Here is a 14,293-nt window from a genome sequence, read left to right as displayed (position 1 = left end):
GCTCACACCAAACCCGCCGCACGCCAGAGGACACCGCATGCCCGCCGCCGACCACCCCGCCTACCCCGTGGGCCTCCGCCTGACCGGCCGCCGAGTCGTCGTCCTCGGCGGCGGCCAGGTAGCCCAGCGCAGGCTCCCCGCCCTGATCGCCGCGGGCGCGCACATCACTCTGATCTCTCCCTCCGCGACCCCTTCGGTCGAGGCGATGGCGGACGCCGGTGAGATCAGCTGGACCCGGCGCCGCTACGAGCCGGGCGACCTCGCCGACACCTGGTACGCCCTGGTCGCCACCAGCGACCGGGAGACCAACGACGCGGCCTCGCGGGAAGCCGAGTCGACCCGCACCTGGTGCGTACGCTCCGACGACGCCGACGAGGCGACCGCCTGGACCCCGGCGACGGGCCGCGCGGACGGCGTGACCGTCGCCGTCCTCACGACCACGGCCGCCGACCGCGACCCCCGCCGCACCGCCGCGGTCCGCGACGCGATCGTCGAGGCGCTCCACGACGGCACCGTCGCCGTGCAGCGCGACCACAAGCCGGGCGTGGCCCTGGTCGGAGGCGGCCCCGGCGACCCGGACCTCATCACCGTGCGCGGCCGCCGTCTCCTCGCGGAGGCCGACGTCGTGATCGCCGACCGCCTCGGCCCGCGCGACCTCCTCGACGAACTCCCGCCGCACGTCGAGGTGATCGACGCCGCGAAGATCCCGTACGGCCGCCAGATGGTCCAGGAGGCCATCAACCAGGCCCTCATCGACCACGCCAAGCAGGGCAAGGCCGTGGTCCGGCTCAAGGGCGGCGACCCGTTCGTCTTCGGCCGCGGCATGGAGGAGGCCCAGGCGCTCGCCGCCGAGGGCATCCCGGTCACCGTCGTCCCCGGCATCTCCAGCTCCATCAGCGTGCCCGGCGCCGTCGGCATCCCGGTCACCCACCGCGGCGTCGCCCACGAGTTCACCGTCGTCAGCGGCCACGTGGCGCCGGACGACGAGCGCTCCCTGGTCGACTGGGAGGCGATGGCGAAGCTGACCGGCACCCTCGTGATCCTCATGGGAGTCGACAAGATCGCAAAGATCGCCGAGGCCCTCGTCTCGTACGGCAAGGACCCCGAAACCCCCGTCGCCCTCGTCCAGGAAGGCACGACGGCGGCCCAGCGCCGCGTCGACGCCACTCTCGCGACGGTCGGCGAAAGGGCCGTCTCCGAAGGGGTCAGGCCGCCGGCCGTCATCGTGATCGGCGACGTGGTGCGCGAGGGGCCAAAAAAGTAACCAGCGGTAACACAACTCGTCCGGAGCCGTTGGCACCACACCCAGAACAAGGCAGTATCGACCCGTGGCTGAAGCTGAACCTCGAGGGATCATCACCATCGATGACCCCGACGACCCGCGCCTGTCCGACTACACGGGCCTGACCGACGTAGAACTGCGCCGCAAACGCGAACCGGCCGAAGGCCTGTTCATCGCCGAGGGCGAGAAGGTCATCCGGCGCGCCAAGCTCGCCGGGTACGAGATGCGCTCGATGCTGCTGTCCGCGAAGTGGGTCGACGTCATGCGCGACGTCATCGACGAGGTCCCCGCCCCCGTCTACGCGGTCGCCCCCGACCTGGCCGAACAGGTCACCGGCTACCACGTGCACCGCGGCGCCCTCGCCTCCATGCAGCGCAAGCCGCTCCCCACGTCCGACGAACTCCTCACCACCGCCCGCCGCGTGGTCGTCATGGAGTCGGTCAACGACCACACCAACATCGGCGCGATCTTCCGCAGCGCCGCCGCCCTCGGCATGGACGCCGTCCTGCTCTCCCCGGACTGCGCCGACCCGCTCTACCGCCGCTCCGTGAAGGTCTCCATGGGCGCGGTCTTCTCCGTGCCGTACGCGCGTCTGGACGCCTGGCCGAAGTCCCTGGAGACGGTGCGCGACGCCGGCTTCGAACTCCTCGCGCTGACCCCGGCAGAGCAGGCCAAGTCCCTCGACGAGGTGGCGCCGCACCGTATGGACCGCGTCGCGCTGATGCTCGGCGCGGAGGGCGAAGGCCTGTCGACCAAGGCCCTGATGGCGGCGGACGAATGGGTCCGCATCCCGATGGCCCACGGAGTCGACTCGCTCAACGTGGGCGCCGCGGCCGCCGTCGCGTTCTACGCGGTGGCGACGGGCCGCCCCGAACTCTGACGTTCCTGGAACCCCGCCCGCGCCGCGGACAGGGTTCCAGATGTGGTCACAGGCTCTGCGCCGCAGCGATCGCCAGCGCCACGAGCAGCGTCACGACGACGAACACGAAGAGCCGCTGCCGCAGCAGCCGCGGGTTCGCGGGCCGCAGCTTCTTGCCCGAACCCGTGCCGTTCGTCCGCTGCGCCGGCCGCCCCGCACCGCTGCGCGGCCCGGACCTGCTGTTGCCGGAGCGGCTGTTGGTGTTCCGGGCGGGTGCCGACCCGTTGCTCCTGCCGTTGCTGGGGCGCGACGCCGGAGTCCCCGGCTGCGTACGCCGCTGGGTGCGCTGCCCCTCGTACGAGGCGTGCGAGTCGGCGATGCGCCCCGTCGGGCGGTCCTGCTCGGCGGTGCGCGGCGCGGGCGGACGCGGCTCCGCGACGACGCCCTGCGCCTCACGGGCCGCGATCTCCTTGAGCCGCAGCGACAGTTGCAGCGTGCTGGGCCGCTCCTCGGGATCCTTCGCGAGGCACGCGCGCAGCAGCGGCGCGAGCGCGTCCGGCACCCCGGCCAGCTGCGCCTCCTCGTGCACGACCCGGTAGAGCATGACCTCGGAACTGCCGTGCCCGAAAGGCGAGTCGCCCATGGCCGTGTACGCGAGCGTGGCCCCCAGGGCGAACACATCCGTCGCGGGGGTCACGGCGGCGCCCCGCACCTGCTCGGGCGCGAGGAAGCCGGGGGAGCCGACGGCGGTGCCCACATGGGTCAGCGTCGAGGCGCCGGTCGCCCACGCGATACCGAAGTCGATGATCCGCGGCCCCTTCGGGGACAGCAGAATGTTGGACGGCTTGAGGTCGCGGTGCACGACCCCGGCCTCGTGGACGGCGACAAGCCCTTCGGACAGCGCCGCGCCCACGGCGGCCACGTCGGAAGCGGCCAACGGCCCTTCCTCGGCCACCTTGTCGTGCAGCGAGGGGCCCGGCACGTACTGCGTCGCGAACCACGGCCGCTCCGCCTCCAGATCGGCCGCGACGAGCCGGGCGGTGCAGCCACCGCGGATCCGCCGCGCGGCGGACACCTCGCGCGCGAACCGCGAGCGGAACTCCTGGTCCTCCGCCAGATCAGGCCTGATCACCTTGAGCGCGACCCGCTGACCGCGCCGGTCGGAACCGAGATAGACCACGCCCATCCCGCCGGCCCCGAGGCGTCTGTGAAGCCTGAACGAGCCGACGACGCGCGGGTCCTCGCGCCTCAGGCGCATCATCGCCATGTTCATCCCCGCTGCTGCCCGGTCCGTCTGACGAGCCACAGCTTACGTTTTCGCGCACGGCGGCGCGCAGAGGCCGCGCCCTCGCGGCCCATTCGATTGTCAGTGCCCGGTGGGAAACTTGAAGGGTGGTCAGGGAGCGCGGGAGTGCAGCGGCTTGCCGCGGGCCCGTGGCCCAACAAGGCGGCGTTAAAGGGGGATTGGACCCATGAAGGGTGACCGGGTCGAGATAGTCGTGGATGCCGGGGACACGACGCGTACGTACGAAGTGACGGCGGGCCGGGCGGGCCGAAGGGTGGAGACGGCGGTGCGCAGAGGGGTGGTGGAAGTGAGCGAAGTCACCCGATCCGGATCCGTGGTGCGCACCGCGCGCTTCATGGCCACCAGGGTGCTGGCCCTGGTAGAACACCCGGTCCCGCGCGAGGAGCCCGCCGAGCGTGAGGCCCGCGTCGGGCGCCCCCTCGGGGATGACCCCGAGAGCTGAGCAGGCCGCCGGGCCTTCGCCTCCACCCAGGGGAGTACGCCGGTCGGTGATGGTCATCCTCGGGGAGGCCCGGCATTCGGTACGAGGGCATGACGTCTCACGCGTCGGCCACTCGTAGATTTGAGGTCAAGCGGCGGGTGCAGCACTCGTCCCCCGAGGTCAGGTACCCGCCGCTTGCCAAGACGCAAGAACTCAACAGACGCAAGAACTCAAGATTTCGACCGGGAGAGGACCATGGCGGACACGGCACCGCGGACGACAGCGTTCCGCACAGTGGCCCGCAGGGCGGGCCTTTTCGGTGGCCCCGCGACCGACCGCCGGCATCCGCTGGTGGCCGCGGCCATGGTTCTCCCTCTCGCGGCCCTTCTCGTCGTCGTGTTCGGCGGCTGGGACGCGGTGGTCACACAAGCGTCGTCCGTGGGCGTGATGCTGGGGCGCTGAGCGGCGCTCCCAGGCCCGGATGAGCGGTCCGGGCGGGGACATCCGGCCATGAAACCCCGTGGGGACGGGGGTGCGGCGGACGGCACAAATGCTGCGCGCAGCTGGGGAGCTGCGCGCAGCATTATTTTGTGCCCGCTGCCGCCCGTAGGCTGCGGCCGTGACCACGCTCATCGTTCCCGCGCTCAGGGCCGAGGCCCGGGGCGCGGCCCATCCGTCGGGGATCGCCTGCGTCTGCGGCGCCACGACCCTCGCCGACTGCCCCGACGCCACGGTGGTCCGGCACGGCGACACCGTCGCCAAGGCGCACGCCCCCGACACCGACCCGGCCGAGCTGAACCTGCGCCTGGCCGTGGCCGCCCACCCGCCCCTGGCCGGCGTACTGCTGCGCCCGCTGCGCCCGACGGCGACCACCCTGGACGACCGGCTCGTCACGTTCTGGCCGCACGGCACCCCCGTCGACCCGGACCACCCGGAGCACGCCCCCTGGGAAGCCGTGGGTGCCCTTCTCGCCCGCCTGCACTGCACTGCGGCACACGAACTCCCGCCCGCGCTCCCGCCGATGCGCGGCCCGCTCAAGGCGGCCCAGGCCATGGCCCGCCTCCAGACCTCGGCTCCCGGCCACCCTGCCGCAAAACCGATCCTCGACGCCTGGCACACCCTGCCGCCCTGGGCCCGCGCCGAAGCCCCGTACGCGCACGCGAGCGCCCTCTGCCACGGCGATCTGCACCTCGGCCAGCTCGTCCGCCACCCCGCCGACTCCGCGGCATGGACGCTGATCGACGTCGACGACCTCGGAATCGGCGACCCCGCCTGGGACTTGGCCCGCCCCGCCGCCTGGTTCGCCTGCGGCCTGCTGTCCGCCGAGGACTGGACCCGCTTCCTCGGCGCGTACCAACGCACAGGCGGCGCAAAGGAGCTGAGCGTCCCCGACCCCTGGCCCGCCCTGGACGTTCCGGCCCGCGCCCTCACCGTGCAGACCGCCGCGCTCGCCGTCGCGAAGGCCACCGACGCGGGCCGCGCGCTCGACGAGGTGGAGGAGGCGGTGATCGACGCCTGCGCCCGGATGGCTTCGGTCCCGCCGCAGTTGGAGAGTGATTCGGCCAAGTAGGGTGCGGGGGAAGGAAGCCGGGAAGTGTTCCGGCGAAGCAGCACCGAACGGCAGGGAGTTGAGCCGAGCATGCAGTGTCCGAAGTGTCACGCACCGATGCACACATACAACCGCAATGGCGTCCAGATCGAGCAGTGCAGCGGGTGCCGCGGGATATTCCTGGACTACGGCGAGCTGGAGTCACTGACCCGCATGGAGTCGCAGTGGCAGCAGCAGGCTCCGCCGCCCCCGCCCGCCCCGCAGGGCTACCCGGCCCCGGCCCCCGCGGCCCCTGCGTGGGGAGCCCCGCACCACGGCGGCCACCACGGTGGTCACCACGGTCACGGCGGTCACCACAACCGTGGCTTCGGGCGGATGCTGTTCTCCTCCTGAACATGAAGAAGCCCCCGGCCACGAGGACCGGGGGCTTCTTGCTGGTGCGCGATACTGGGATTGAACCAGTGACCTCTTCCGTGTCAGGGAAGCGCTCTCCCGCTGAGCTAATCGCGCGGGAACCCACAGGGGGCAGTGGACGATACTGGGATTGAACCAGTGACCTCTTCCGTGTCAGGGAAGCGCTCTCCCGCTGAGCTAATCGTCCGGGATGGAAGCCTTGCGGCCTCAGTGCGCGATACTGGGATTGAACCAGTGACCTCTTCCGTGTCAGGGAAGCGCTCTCCCGCTGAGCTAATCGCGCTTGGAGGTGGAGACGGGATTTGAACCCGTGTAGACGGCTTTGCAGGCCGTTGCCTCGCCTCTCGGCCACTCCACCAGGAGCGTAGGGGTTCGGGAAGATCCCCCACATCCTGAGCGAACGACCGGGTTCGAACCGGCGACCTCAACCTTGGCAAGGTTGCGCTCTACCAACTGAGCTACGTTCGCGCGTCTTTCCGGTCGGCTTCCGCGTCCCGGCGACGTGTTGAACTCTAGCGGATTCCTGGGGGAGGTCCAAAACGCGTTTGCGCAGCGTGCTGCGGTGCCACCGGCGAAGGTCCTGCTCAGGTGGGCCTGTCGTCATCAGCCATAGACTCGAAGGTGTGCACGACCTCCCTGCTCTGGCCCGCTTCGGCGGGCTCGTCGCGACCGATCTGCGCGATGTCACCAGCGATCCCGCGGCCCTCGACTCCACCGGCTTCTGGGCCGTCTGCGCCGATTTCGAGGGCCGCCTCGTCTGTGCCCGCTTCGGACACGTGCGCGAGGAACCGGTACCCGTCCCGCGTCCCGGCGCCTGGCCCGGACCTGCGCCGACGGACTGGACGTCGTCGCTCGACCACGCCGCGTACACGGACGGGGTGCGGCGTATCCGCGCGCACATCGCGACCGGCGAGGTCTACCAGGCCAACCTCTGCCGCGTACTGTCCGCACCCATATCCCCGTACGCCGATGTGGACGCCCTCACCGCCCTCCTCGCGCGCGGGAATCCGGCGCCGTACGCGGGCACCATCCGGCTCCCCGGACACGGCGTGGAGGTCGCGACGGCCTCGCCCGAGCTGTTCCTGCGCAGGGACGGCCGGGTCGTCGAATCCGGGCCGATCAAGGGGACCGGGCGCACCGAGGCGGATCTCCTCGACAAGGACCACGCCGAGAACGTGATGATCGTGGACCTGGTCCGCAACGACCTGGGCATCGTCTGCGCCACCGGCAGCGTGAACGTGCCCGAACTGTGCGTGGTCGAGAAGCACCCGGGCCTCGTCCACCTCGTCTCCACCGTGCGCGGCGAGCTGCCCGACGCGGCCGGCTGGCCCGAGCTGCTTGAGGCCGCGTTCCCGCCCGGCTCCGTCACCGGCGCCCCGAAGTCCAGCGCCCTGCGGATCATCGCCGACCTTGAGACGGCGCCGCGTGGCCCCTACTGCGGCGGCATCGGCTGGGTCGACGCGGACCGGGGGACCGGGGCACTGGCCGTCGGGATCCGCACGTTCTGGATCGACCGCGGCGCCCACGGCGACGTTCTACGGTTCGGCACCGGAGCCGGGATCACCTGGGGCTCCGACCCGGAGCGCGAGTGGCGGGAGACCGAGCTGAAGGCGGCGCGGCTGTTGGCGGTAGCGTCGGGAACGTACGTACCAGAACAGTGAGAGGCAAGAACCCGTGAAGATCTGGCTCGACGGCCGGCTGCAGGACACCGAGGCGGCGCGCGTCTCCGTCTTCGACCACGGGCTCACCGTGGGCGACGGCATCTTCGAGACGGTGAAGGCCGTCGAAGGCAAGCCGTTCGCGCTCACCCGCCACCTCGACCGGCTCGCCCGCTCGGCCCGCGGGCTCGGCCTGCCCGAGCCCGACCTCGACGAGGTGCGACGCGCCTGCGACGCCGTCCTGGAGGCCAACCCGATGGCCCTCGGGCGCCTGCGCATCACCTACACCGGCGGCCTCTCGCCGCTCGGCTCCGACCGCGGCGACCAGGGCACCACGCTCGTCGTCGCCCTCGGCCAGGTCAAGCGGCGCCCCGACACCACCGCCGCGATCACCGTCCCCTGGACCCGCAACGAGCGCGGCGCCCTCGCGGGCCTGAAGACCACCTCGTACGCGGAGAACGTCGTCGCCCTGGCCCGCGCCCACGAACACGGCGCGTCCGAGGCCCTGTTCGCGAACACGGTGGGGCAGCTGTGCGAGGGCACGGGCTCCAACGTCTTCGTCGTCCTCGACGGCGAGATCCACACCCCGCCGCTCGCCGCGGGCCCGCTCGCCGGCATCACGCGCGCCCTCGCCGTCGAGTGGACCGGCGCCAAGGAGACGGACCTCCCGCTGTCCGTGCTCTCGGAGGCCGACGAGGTGTTCCTGACATCGACGCTGCGCGACATCCAGGCCGTGCACCGCGTCGACGACCGGAACCTGACGAACGCGCCGGGCCCCGTCACGACGAAGGCGATGCGCGTATGGGACGAGCGGGCGGCAGACCGCCTCGACCCGTAAATCCGTTGTCGGATCAGGGGCGCGTGCGGGTACAACACCCGTGATGACGACGACTCTGCGGCCGACCGAGCCGCTCCAGCGCACCTCCGACGGCTCGCTCCGCCGCCACTACGCGGTGTGTGTGAACAGCCGCCCCGTGGGCGTCCTGCGCCTCGCCACGCACCCGGTCTTCGGCCCGTCCGTCGCCCAGATAACCGAGCTGAGCATCGACGAGAAGGACCGGGGGCGCGGCCGCGGCACCGTCGCGGCGCTCGCCGCCGAGGAGGTCGCCCGCTCCTGGAACTGCCGCCGCGTCGAGCTGGCCGTCCCCGCCGACGCGCAGGGCATGCTCCGCCTCGCGGGCGCCCTCGGCTACGTCGAGCGCAACCGGAACATGGCGAAGGCCCTGCCCGCACAGCCGCCCGCCCTCCCCGAAGGCAGCGTGGGACGGCGCATGACGGAGGCCGAGTACGGGCCGTGGCTCGCGCACGCCAAGGCCGCCTACGCGCGCACCTGGGTCGAGCGCGGCGTCACCGAGGAAGAGGCGCGGCAGAAGGCGGAGCACGATCACACCGCGCTGCTCCCGGAGGGCGTCGCCACCCCGGACGTCCTGCTCAGCGTGCTGGAGCACGACGGCGAGCGGGTCGGGACGCTCTGGGTGGCGCAGCGCCCCGACGGGGCGTACGTCTTCGACGTCGAGGTGTCGGCCGAGCACCGGGGGCGCGGCCACGGGCGCTCGCTGATGCTGCTCGCCGAGACCGACTCGATCGCCGCGGGCGCCACCCGGATCGGCCTCAACGTCTTCGCGCGCAACGCGACCGCGCTGCGCCTCTACGACTCGCTCGGCTACGAGCCGACCCGCTCCTACCTCTACAAACAGCTGCTCTGAGCGTCAGGCCCGCTCGGCGAGCAGCCGGTCCGCGATCGCCTCGATCCGCTCGCGCAGCCCCTCCTGGCTCTTGCCGCCGTGCAGCAGTTCCCCGCCGATCTCGTACGTGGGCGTGCCGGTCACGCCGATGACCTTGCCCTCGGCCTGGTCGGCGTCGACGATCAGGATGTGCCGGCCGTCGACGAGCGCGGTGTCGAACTCCTCGGCGTCCAGGCCGAGTTCACCCGCCACCTCGACGAGGAACTGCTCGCCCTTGCGGTCGAACTCCTCGACCCGTCCGAGCACGGCCTCCACGTACGGCCAGCCCTTGCCCTGCGCGAACGCCTCCTCGGCGGCCTGCGCACCGGCGAAGGAGTGCTTGTGCTTCTCGAGCGGGAAGTGCCGCAGGCGCAGCTCGACGCGGTCGCCGTAGCGCTCGCGCAGCGCGCGGAGGTCGTCCAGGGCCGAGCGGCAGTCGGGGCACTGCAGCTCGCACCACACGTCAAGGATGGGGTTCGGGGCGTTCATGGGGTCAAGTCTCCCAGGAGCATCCGCAGGCCCCAACCTGGACCTGCGGAGGAGCGGCGACCCCGAGATGTCCCCCAGATGTGGCCGAGGCGGGCTCCGGGCGTGGCCCGCGGGCCCCCGGGCGGTGCAGGATAGGAGGGGAAGCGCCCCACGATGTCCGAACTCGGGAGGACCGGATGATTGCCGAGACCGTGTGTTCCGCCGTTGCCGTGGCGGGCCTGGGCATCGCCGGGGTTCTCGCCTTCCGCAAGCGGTTCCTCAAGGCCGCCCGCACCGCCGCCTACGCCCTCGTACCGCTGGGCCTGGTGATGACGGGCGCGGTGGAGTGGATCGTGGACACGGCGTTCAGTCCGACCGCCTGGGCGGGCTTCGGCGTGCTCGGCGTCGCCTGGCTGATGTTCATGGGTACGCGGGCCGTCGAGCGGCGCCGCTCCGGCGGCACCGGCAAGAAGCGCGAGGCCGTCGCCCCCGCGGCGTCGGCGCCTTCGCTCGGCGAGAGCCGCCCCGTCACACCCGCGGTGCAGCCGAAGCAGTCGAAGCAGGCGAAGGCCGAGCCCGCGGAGGACTTCAGCGACATCGAGGCGATCCTCAAGAAGCACGGCATCTGAACGAAGCACGGCATCTGACGTCAACCGGCGTGCGTGGCCGGCTGTCACGGGTCTTGGCGAACTGCCCCTCGAAAGTGGTGGGTTGAGTGACCGTCACCCGGTAAGTACGCCATCATCGCGACGAGATGCTGGAAACACCGCAGCTGCCCGACCAGCTGGACGCCGACCAGGGGCAGGCGCCCCACAGCGAGCCCGCGCCGCCCGTGCCCGTACGAACCGAGAAGCTGACCGACAGTCCGCGCGGCTGCCTCTTCGCGCTCTCCCAACCCCCGCTGATGATCTTCCTCGGAGTGATCGGCAGCCTGCTCCTGATGGCCGCGCTGCACGACCTCCTGCTGCTGTGAACGCCGCTGTGATCGCCGCCGTGAACGGATTCAGCCCGTGGCTTCCTTGCGGCGCGCCCGATAGGCCGCGACATGCAGCCGGTTCCCGCACGTACGGCTGTCGCAGTAGCGGCGCGAACGGTTGCGGGACAGGTCGACGAACGCGAACCGGCAGTCGGGCGCCTCGCAGCGCCGCAGCCGCTCCTGCTCGCCCGCGACCACGAAGAACGCCAGCGCCATCCCGCAGTCGGCCGCCAGGTGGTCGGCGACGGAGGCGCCGGGCGCGAAGTAGTGCATGTGCCAGTCGTAGCCGTCGTGGTCCGTGAGGCGCGGAGTGGTGCCCGCCTCGGCGACCAGTTCGTTGATCACCGTCGCCGCCGCCCGCTGGTCACTCGCCGCGAACACGGCCGCGAAGCGGTCACGCACCGTACGCACCGACTGGAGATCGTCTTCGCCGATCACGCCGACATCGCTGACATCGTTCCTTCGTACGAAATCCGTCAGCTTGGCCAGACTCGCGAGCCCGTCCGTCCTCGATTCGCCGTCCGGTGTCGTGTTCACCAGATCGACCACGGTGTCGAGCGCGCACCGGGTGTCGTGGGTGATCAGCACGATTCGCTCCCTGGCCTGGGGTAGGGCTCCCGCCCGCCGATGCCGCACGAGCCTAGTACCTGCGGGCCTCCGGATACGCACCTGCGCCGCCACCGTGGAAACTCCCACGGCGGCGGCGCCGGTGTATGCCGTATGCGGTTGTCCCGACCGTGATGCCGTGCAGTCTCCCCGAGTGGACGGCACGGCACGCTCTCGCGCTGCTCACGCCGACCGGGTGCCGGCGCGGGCTTCCTCGTTCCGCGGCGTCAACTCTCCGCGAGGATGTGCGAGAGCTCCTGGTCGAGGTCGAAATGGCGGTGTTCCGTGCCGGGTGGCACGGCGGCGTCCGTTCGCTTGAGGAACGACTCCAGGGCCCGCGCCGGGGCCTCCAGCAGAGCCTCGCCCTCTGGGGAGCTCAGGGCGATGCAGACAACGCCCTGACCGTGGCTACGGGACGGCCAGACTCGGACGTCTCCGGTGCCGGTAGGCCGGTGAAGGCCTTCGGCGAGGAGGTCGCGGGCAAACACCCATTCGACGGTCTCCTCGGCTCCGGTGTGGAAGGTGGCGTGCACGGCATACGGATCGGCCGTGGCATACCGCAGACCTGCGGGAACAGGCAGTGAGGACTCGCTCGACACAACGAGGCGCAGGTGCAGCTCGCAGCTGACCGTGGTGTTCATAAGCGCCAGGGCCTTTCGCTCAGTGTGCGCTCGGGGATTCGCACGTCGGCGAAATCGACATGCCACCTACGGTGTCGTTGTAAACCCCTCTGAGTGTTTTGAGCGTCTTTAGGTAGCTCGTACGGCCGAGTCTTATCTGCGCGAGAACGCCCATTCCGGTGATGCGAAAGAGTCGGGTAGGTTTGAGTACATGAATACGGGGAGTGACAAGGGGGCCAAGGAGCCCGAGGTGACCGAGACGGCCGACGCGGCCTCAGGGGCCGGTGCCGATGCTGGGGCGTCCGAGGAGAAGCCGCTCGGGTCGCGGGCGCCGGGGTTCATCCAGGCCAGGCGGACGCTGCATCTGAGCTGGCAGGTCGGCGTCTTCATCGTGGGGCTCGCGGTCGTCGTGGGCGGCGTGATCATGCTGCCGCTGCCGGGGCCCGGCTGGCTGGTGATCTTCGGCGGCATGGCGATCTGGGCGACCGAGTTCGTCTGGGCGCAGCTGGTCCTGCGCTGGACGAAGCGGAAGGTCACGGAGGCGACGCAGCGGGCGCTCGACCCGCGGGTGCGGCGGCGGAACATCATCCTGACCACGATCGGCGTGGTGATCATCGCCGGGCTCGGCGGGGTCTACCTGTGGAAGTTCGGGCTCGAGATGCCGTGGAACATCAAGCAGTGACGGTGTAACGCAGACCAGGGGGCGCAGAGTGGTCCCAGGCACCCGCTGACATGGGGTAATGTTCTTCCTGCGTCCGGGCGATTAGCTCAGTGGGAGAGCGCTTCGTTCACACCGAAGAGGTCACTGGTTCGAACCCAGTATCGCCCACCCGGACCGAGGGCCCCGGAGACATTCAGTCTCCGGGGCCCTCGGCGTTTTTCGTGGCCGACCTGGGCGTTCGAAGCGCTTCGACCCAAATCTTTGTCCGAACTGTTGACGCACTCCCCACCCGTCTCTACTTTTGCTCGGCAAGCGCTTACCTAAAACGATTCAATGCGCAGGGTGGAGGGGCTGGCTGTGCCTATGAACAGGGATCTTGATCGGCGGGGACTGCTGAAGGTCACGGGGGCCTCGGTCGCCGCACTCGGCCTGACGGCCGCCGGGTGCGGGGGTGACGGTGGGTCAGGAGACGCGGGGAACGCGGACGGTCCGGCGACCTTGCGGTTCGCCTGGTGGGGCGGCGAACCGCGTGCCGTGAAAATCAAGAAGGCGATCGCGCTCTTCGAGAAGAAGAACCCGAAGATCAAAATCAAACCGGAATTCACTGATTACCAGGCATTCTGGGAGAAGTTCCAGACGCAGGCCTCGGGCGGAAATCCTCCGGATGTATTCCTCAACTCCGTTGCCTTCCTTGCGAAGTACGACAAGCGCGGAGTTCTGCTCGACCTCAAGTCCCAGGTGGACGCCGGGAATCTGAGCATGAAGAACTTCCGCGGCGGCGTCGAGACGGCCGGTCAGGTCTCCGGCGGCAAGCAGGTCGCGGTTCCGGTCGGCGCCAACACCATGTCGCTCGTCATCGACAAGAAGGCCTGGGACAAGGCGGGCGTGGAACCGAAGTTCGGCTGGACCTGGGACGAATACTTCGCGTCGCTGCAGACCATCCAGGACAAGCTGAAGATCGCGGGCGACACGGGCTACGCCGGCGTCATGTACCTCTACGACCTGTACCTCCGTCAGAACGGCAAGGCCTTCTTCAAGGACGGCAAACTCGGCTTCACCCAGGACGATCTGACGCAGTGGTGGTCCGACTACTTCAAGCGCGTGAAGTCCGGGATCGTCGCGGACCCCAAGAAGATCGAGCAGGTCAAGCCGAAGTCCGGGCTCTCCGCCGGGCTCGCGGGCGCCGAATTCACCTGGGACAACTTCTCGGTGCGCTACGAGGGTGAGGGCGACTCCGACTACGCGCTCGCGCCGATCCCGACCACCGACGGCAAGGACACCGGCCAGTACCTCGGCTCGCTGATGCTGTCGATCTCCACCAAGTGCACGGCCCAGGCGCAGGCGGCCAAGTTCATCGACTTCATGGTCCACGACCCCGAGGCCGGCAAGGTCCTGGGCTACGACATGGGTGTGCTCGCCACCGACGACCAGTTCGACGCGTACAAGCCGGGCGCGGAGACCGACAAGGCGGTCGCCGAAGCCAACCAGGGCATCGCCGCGTACGAGACCGAGGTCGAAAAGGCCGGTGTGCTCGGCAAGATCACGCCGCACCCGTCGGGCGCGGATGTCGTCGAGGCCGCGTTCCTGCGCATCGCCGGCGACGTCGCCAACGCCAAGCAGAAGGTCCCGGCAGCGGTGAAGCAGTTCTTCAGCGAGTCCGAGGCAGCCTTCCAGGCCTGACGCCCTAGGGCCTGTCGTCAAACTCCCGTCTGCGTCGCGACGCCGCCCTTCGGGCGACGACGGGAGTTT

General features: G+C 70.4%; 17 protein-coding genes and 6 tRNA genes. 14 read left to right on the top strand and 9 right to left on the bottom strand.

Going from position 1 to position 14,293, the window contains the following annotated elements; genetic code table 11:
- The first annotated feature begins 37 nt into the window (after positions 1-37).
- Positions 38-1,264: a uroporphyrinogen-III C-methyltransferase gene (gene cobA / locus ACFYWS_RS22275; RefSeq protein ID WP_389279262.1), complete on the top strand. Its 1,227-nt coding sequence runs from the start codon at positions 38-40 to the stop codon at positions 1,262-1,264.
- 64 nt (positions 1,265-1,328) lie between these two features.
- Complete coding sequence (locus ACFYWS_RS22270; RefSeq protein ID WP_389279260.1) at positions 1,329-2,162, top strand: TrmH family RNA methyltransferase; 834 nt, start codon at positions 1,329-1,331, stop codon at positions 2,160-2,162.
- A gap of 46 nt (positions 2,163-2,208) precedes the next feature.
- Here ACFYWS_RS22270 and ACFYWS_RS22265 read toward each other — a convergent pair whose 3' ends face one another.
- Positions 2,209-3,414, bottom strand: a complete 1,206-nt coding sequence (locus ACFYWS_RS22265) for a serine/threonine-protein kinase (protein WP_389279811.1) — start codon at positions 3,412-3,414, stop codon at positions 2,209-2,211.
- A 199-nt stretch (positions 3,415-3,613) separates the two neighbouring features.
- On the opposite strand from ACFYWS_RS22265, the gene ACFYWS_RS22260 reads away from it, so the two are divergent.
- The 4 genes from ACFYWS_RS22260 to ACFYWS_RS22245 all read left to right on the top strand — a co-directional run bounded on the left by ACFYWS_RS22260 (position 3,614) and on the right by ACFYWS_RS22245 (position 5,810).
- Entirely contained in the window at positions 3,614-3,889 is a 276-nt protein-coding gene (locus ACFYWS_RS22260) for a hypothetical protein (protein ID WP_389279258.1), read from the top strand.
- A gap of 234 nt (positions 3,890-4,123) precedes the next feature.
- Positions 4,124-4,330 carry a hypothetical protein gene (locus ACFYWS_RS22255; protein ID WP_385762950.1) on the top strand — a complete coding sequence of 69 codons (207 nt, stop codon included), beginning with the start codon at positions 4,124-4,126 and terminating at the stop codon, positions 4,328-4,330.
- A 157-nt stretch (positions 4,331-4,487) separates the two neighbouring features.
- Entirely contained in the window at positions 4,488-5,438 is a 951-nt protein-coding gene (locus ACFYWS_RS22250; RefSeq protein WP_389279256.1) for an aminoglycoside phosphotransferase family protein, read from the top strand.
- 69 nt (positions 5,439-5,507) lie between these two features.
- Positions 5,508-5,810, top strand: a complete 303-nt coding sequence (locus tag ACFYWS_RS22245) for a zf-TFIIB domain-containing protein (protein WP_389279254.1) — start codon at positions 5,508-5,510, stop codon at positions 5,808-5,810.
- A 42-nt stretch (positions 5,811-5,852) separates the two neighbouring features.
- Here ACFYWS_RS22245 and ACFYWS_RS22240 read toward each other — a convergent pair.
- From ACFYWS_RS22240 to ACFYWS_RS22220, 5 genes are all read right to left on the bottom strand, one after another.
- Positions 5,853-5,927, bottom strand: a tRNA-Val gene (locus ACFYWS_RS22240).
- A 19-nt stretch (positions 5,928-5,946) separates the two neighbouring features.
- Positions 5,947-6,018, bottom strand: a tRNA-Val gene (locus ACFYWS_RS22235).
- Positions 6,019-6,042: 24 nt separating this feature from the next.
- A tRNA-Val gene (locus ACFYWS_RS22230) sits at positions 6,043-6,114 on the bottom strand.
- 1 nt (position 6,115) lies between these two features.
- A tRNA-Cys gene (locus ACFYWS_RS22225) sits at positions 6,116-6,189 on the bottom strand.
- Between the two features lie 37 nt (positions 6,190-6,226).
- Positions 6,227-6,299 (bottom strand) — tRNA-Gly (locus ACFYWS_RS22220).
- 155 nt (positions 6,300-6,454) lie between these two features.
- Here ACFYWS_RS22220 and ACFYWS_RS22215 point away from each other — a divergent pair.
- From ACFYWS_RS22215 to ACFYWS_RS22205, 3 genes are read left to right on the top strand one after another with little or no spacing between them, the layout of a single operon-like run.
- Positions 6,455-7,492 carry a chorismate-binding protein gene (locus tag ACFYWS_RS22215; protein WP_389279252.1) on the top strand — a complete coding sequence of 346 codons (1,038 nt, stop codon included), beginning with the start codon at positions 6,455-6,457 and terminating at the stop codon, positions 7,490-7,492.
- A gap of 13 nt (positions 7,493-7,505) precedes the next feature.
- A complete protein-coding gene (locus tag ACFYWS_RS22210) occupies positions 7,506-8,327 on the top strand; it encodes an aminotransferase class IV (protein WP_389279250.1) in 822 nt (273 codons plus the stop codon).
- 43 nt (positions 8,328-8,370) lie between these two features.
- Entirely contained in the window at positions 8,371-9,195 is an 825-nt protein-coding gene (locus ACFYWS_RS22205; RefSeq protein ID WP_389279248.1) for a GNAT family N-acetyltransferase, read from the top strand.
- Positions 9,196-9,198: 3 nt separating this feature from the next.
- Here the strand turns inward: ACFYWS_RS22205 and ACFYWS_RS22200 are convergent, their stop codons facing one another.
- Positions 9,199-9,702 carry a DsbA family protein gene (locus tag ACFYWS_RS22200; protein ID WP_389279246.1) on the bottom strand — a complete coding sequence of 168 codons (504 nt, stop codon included), beginning with the start codon at positions 9,700-9,702 and terminating at the stop codon, positions 9,199-9,201.
- Positions 9,703-9,878: 176 nt separating this feature from the next.
- On the opposite strand from ACFYWS_RS22200, the gene ACFYWS_RS22195 reads away from it, so the two are divergent.
- Both ACFYWS_RS22195 and ACFYWS_RS22190 read left to right on the top strand, forming a co-directional pair.
- Complete coding sequence (locus ACFYWS_RS22195; protein ID WP_389279244.1) at positions 9,879-10,310, top strand: hypothetical protein; 432 nt, start codon at positions 9,879-9,881, stop codon at positions 10,308-10,310.
- A 125-nt stretch (positions 10,311-10,435) separates the two neighbouring features.
- On the top strand, positions 10,436-10,654 hold the full coding sequence (locus ACFYWS_RS22190; protein ID WP_389279242.1) for a hypothetical protein: 219 nt from the start codon (positions 10,436-10,438) through the stop codon (positions 10,652-10,654).
- Between the two features lie 30 nt (positions 10,655-10,684).
- Here the strand turns inward: ACFYWS_RS22190 and ACFYWS_RS22185 are convergent, their stop codons facing one another.
- On the bottom strand, positions 10,685-11,245 hold the full coding sequence (locus tag ACFYWS_RS22185; protein ID WP_389279240.1) for a CGNR zinc finger domain-containing protein: 561 nt from the start codon (positions 11,243-11,245) through the stop codon (positions 10,685-10,687).
- Positions 11,246-11,490: 245 nt separating this feature from the next.
- Positions 11,491-11,904: an SsgA family sporulation/cell division regulator gene (locus ACFYWS_RS22180; RefSeq protein WP_257850025.1), complete on the bottom strand. Its 414-nt coding sequence runs from the start codon at positions 11,902-11,904 to the stop codon at positions 11,491-11,493.
- 190 nt (positions 11,905-12,094) lie between these two features.
- Between ACFYWS_RS22180 and ACFYWS_RS22175 the strand changes: the two genes are divergently transcribed.
- The 3 genes from ACFYWS_RS22175 to ACFYWS_RS22165 all read left to right on the top strand — a co-directional run bounded on the left by ACFYWS_RS22175 (position 12,095) and on the right by ACFYWS_RS22165 (position 14,224).
- On the top strand, positions 12,095-12,565 hold the full coding sequence (locus tag ACFYWS_RS22175; protein WP_389279238.1) for a TIGR02611 family protein: 471 nt from the start codon (positions 12,095-12,097) through the stop codon (positions 12,563-12,565).
- A gap of 75 nt (positions 12,566-12,640) precedes the next feature.
- Positions 12,641-12,712 (top strand) — tRNA-Val (locus ACFYWS_RS22170).
- A 189-nt stretch (positions 12,713-12,901) separates the two neighbouring features.
- Positions 12,902-14,224 (top strand): ABC transporter substrate-binding protein, encoded by a 1,323-nt coding sequence (locus tag ACFYWS_RS22165; protein WP_389279236.1) that lies wholly within the window; start codon positions 12,902-12,904, stop codon positions 14,222-14,224.
- The last annotated feature ends 69 nt before the right edge of the window (positions 14,225-14,293 follow it).

It is taken from the genome of Streptomyces sp. NPDC002795 (genome assembly GCF_042888725.1).
GTDB lineage: Bacteria > Actinomycetota > Actinomycetes > Streptomycetales > Streptomycetaceae > Streptomyces.
This window is presented reverse-complemented; position numbering and strand designations above follow the sequence as displayed.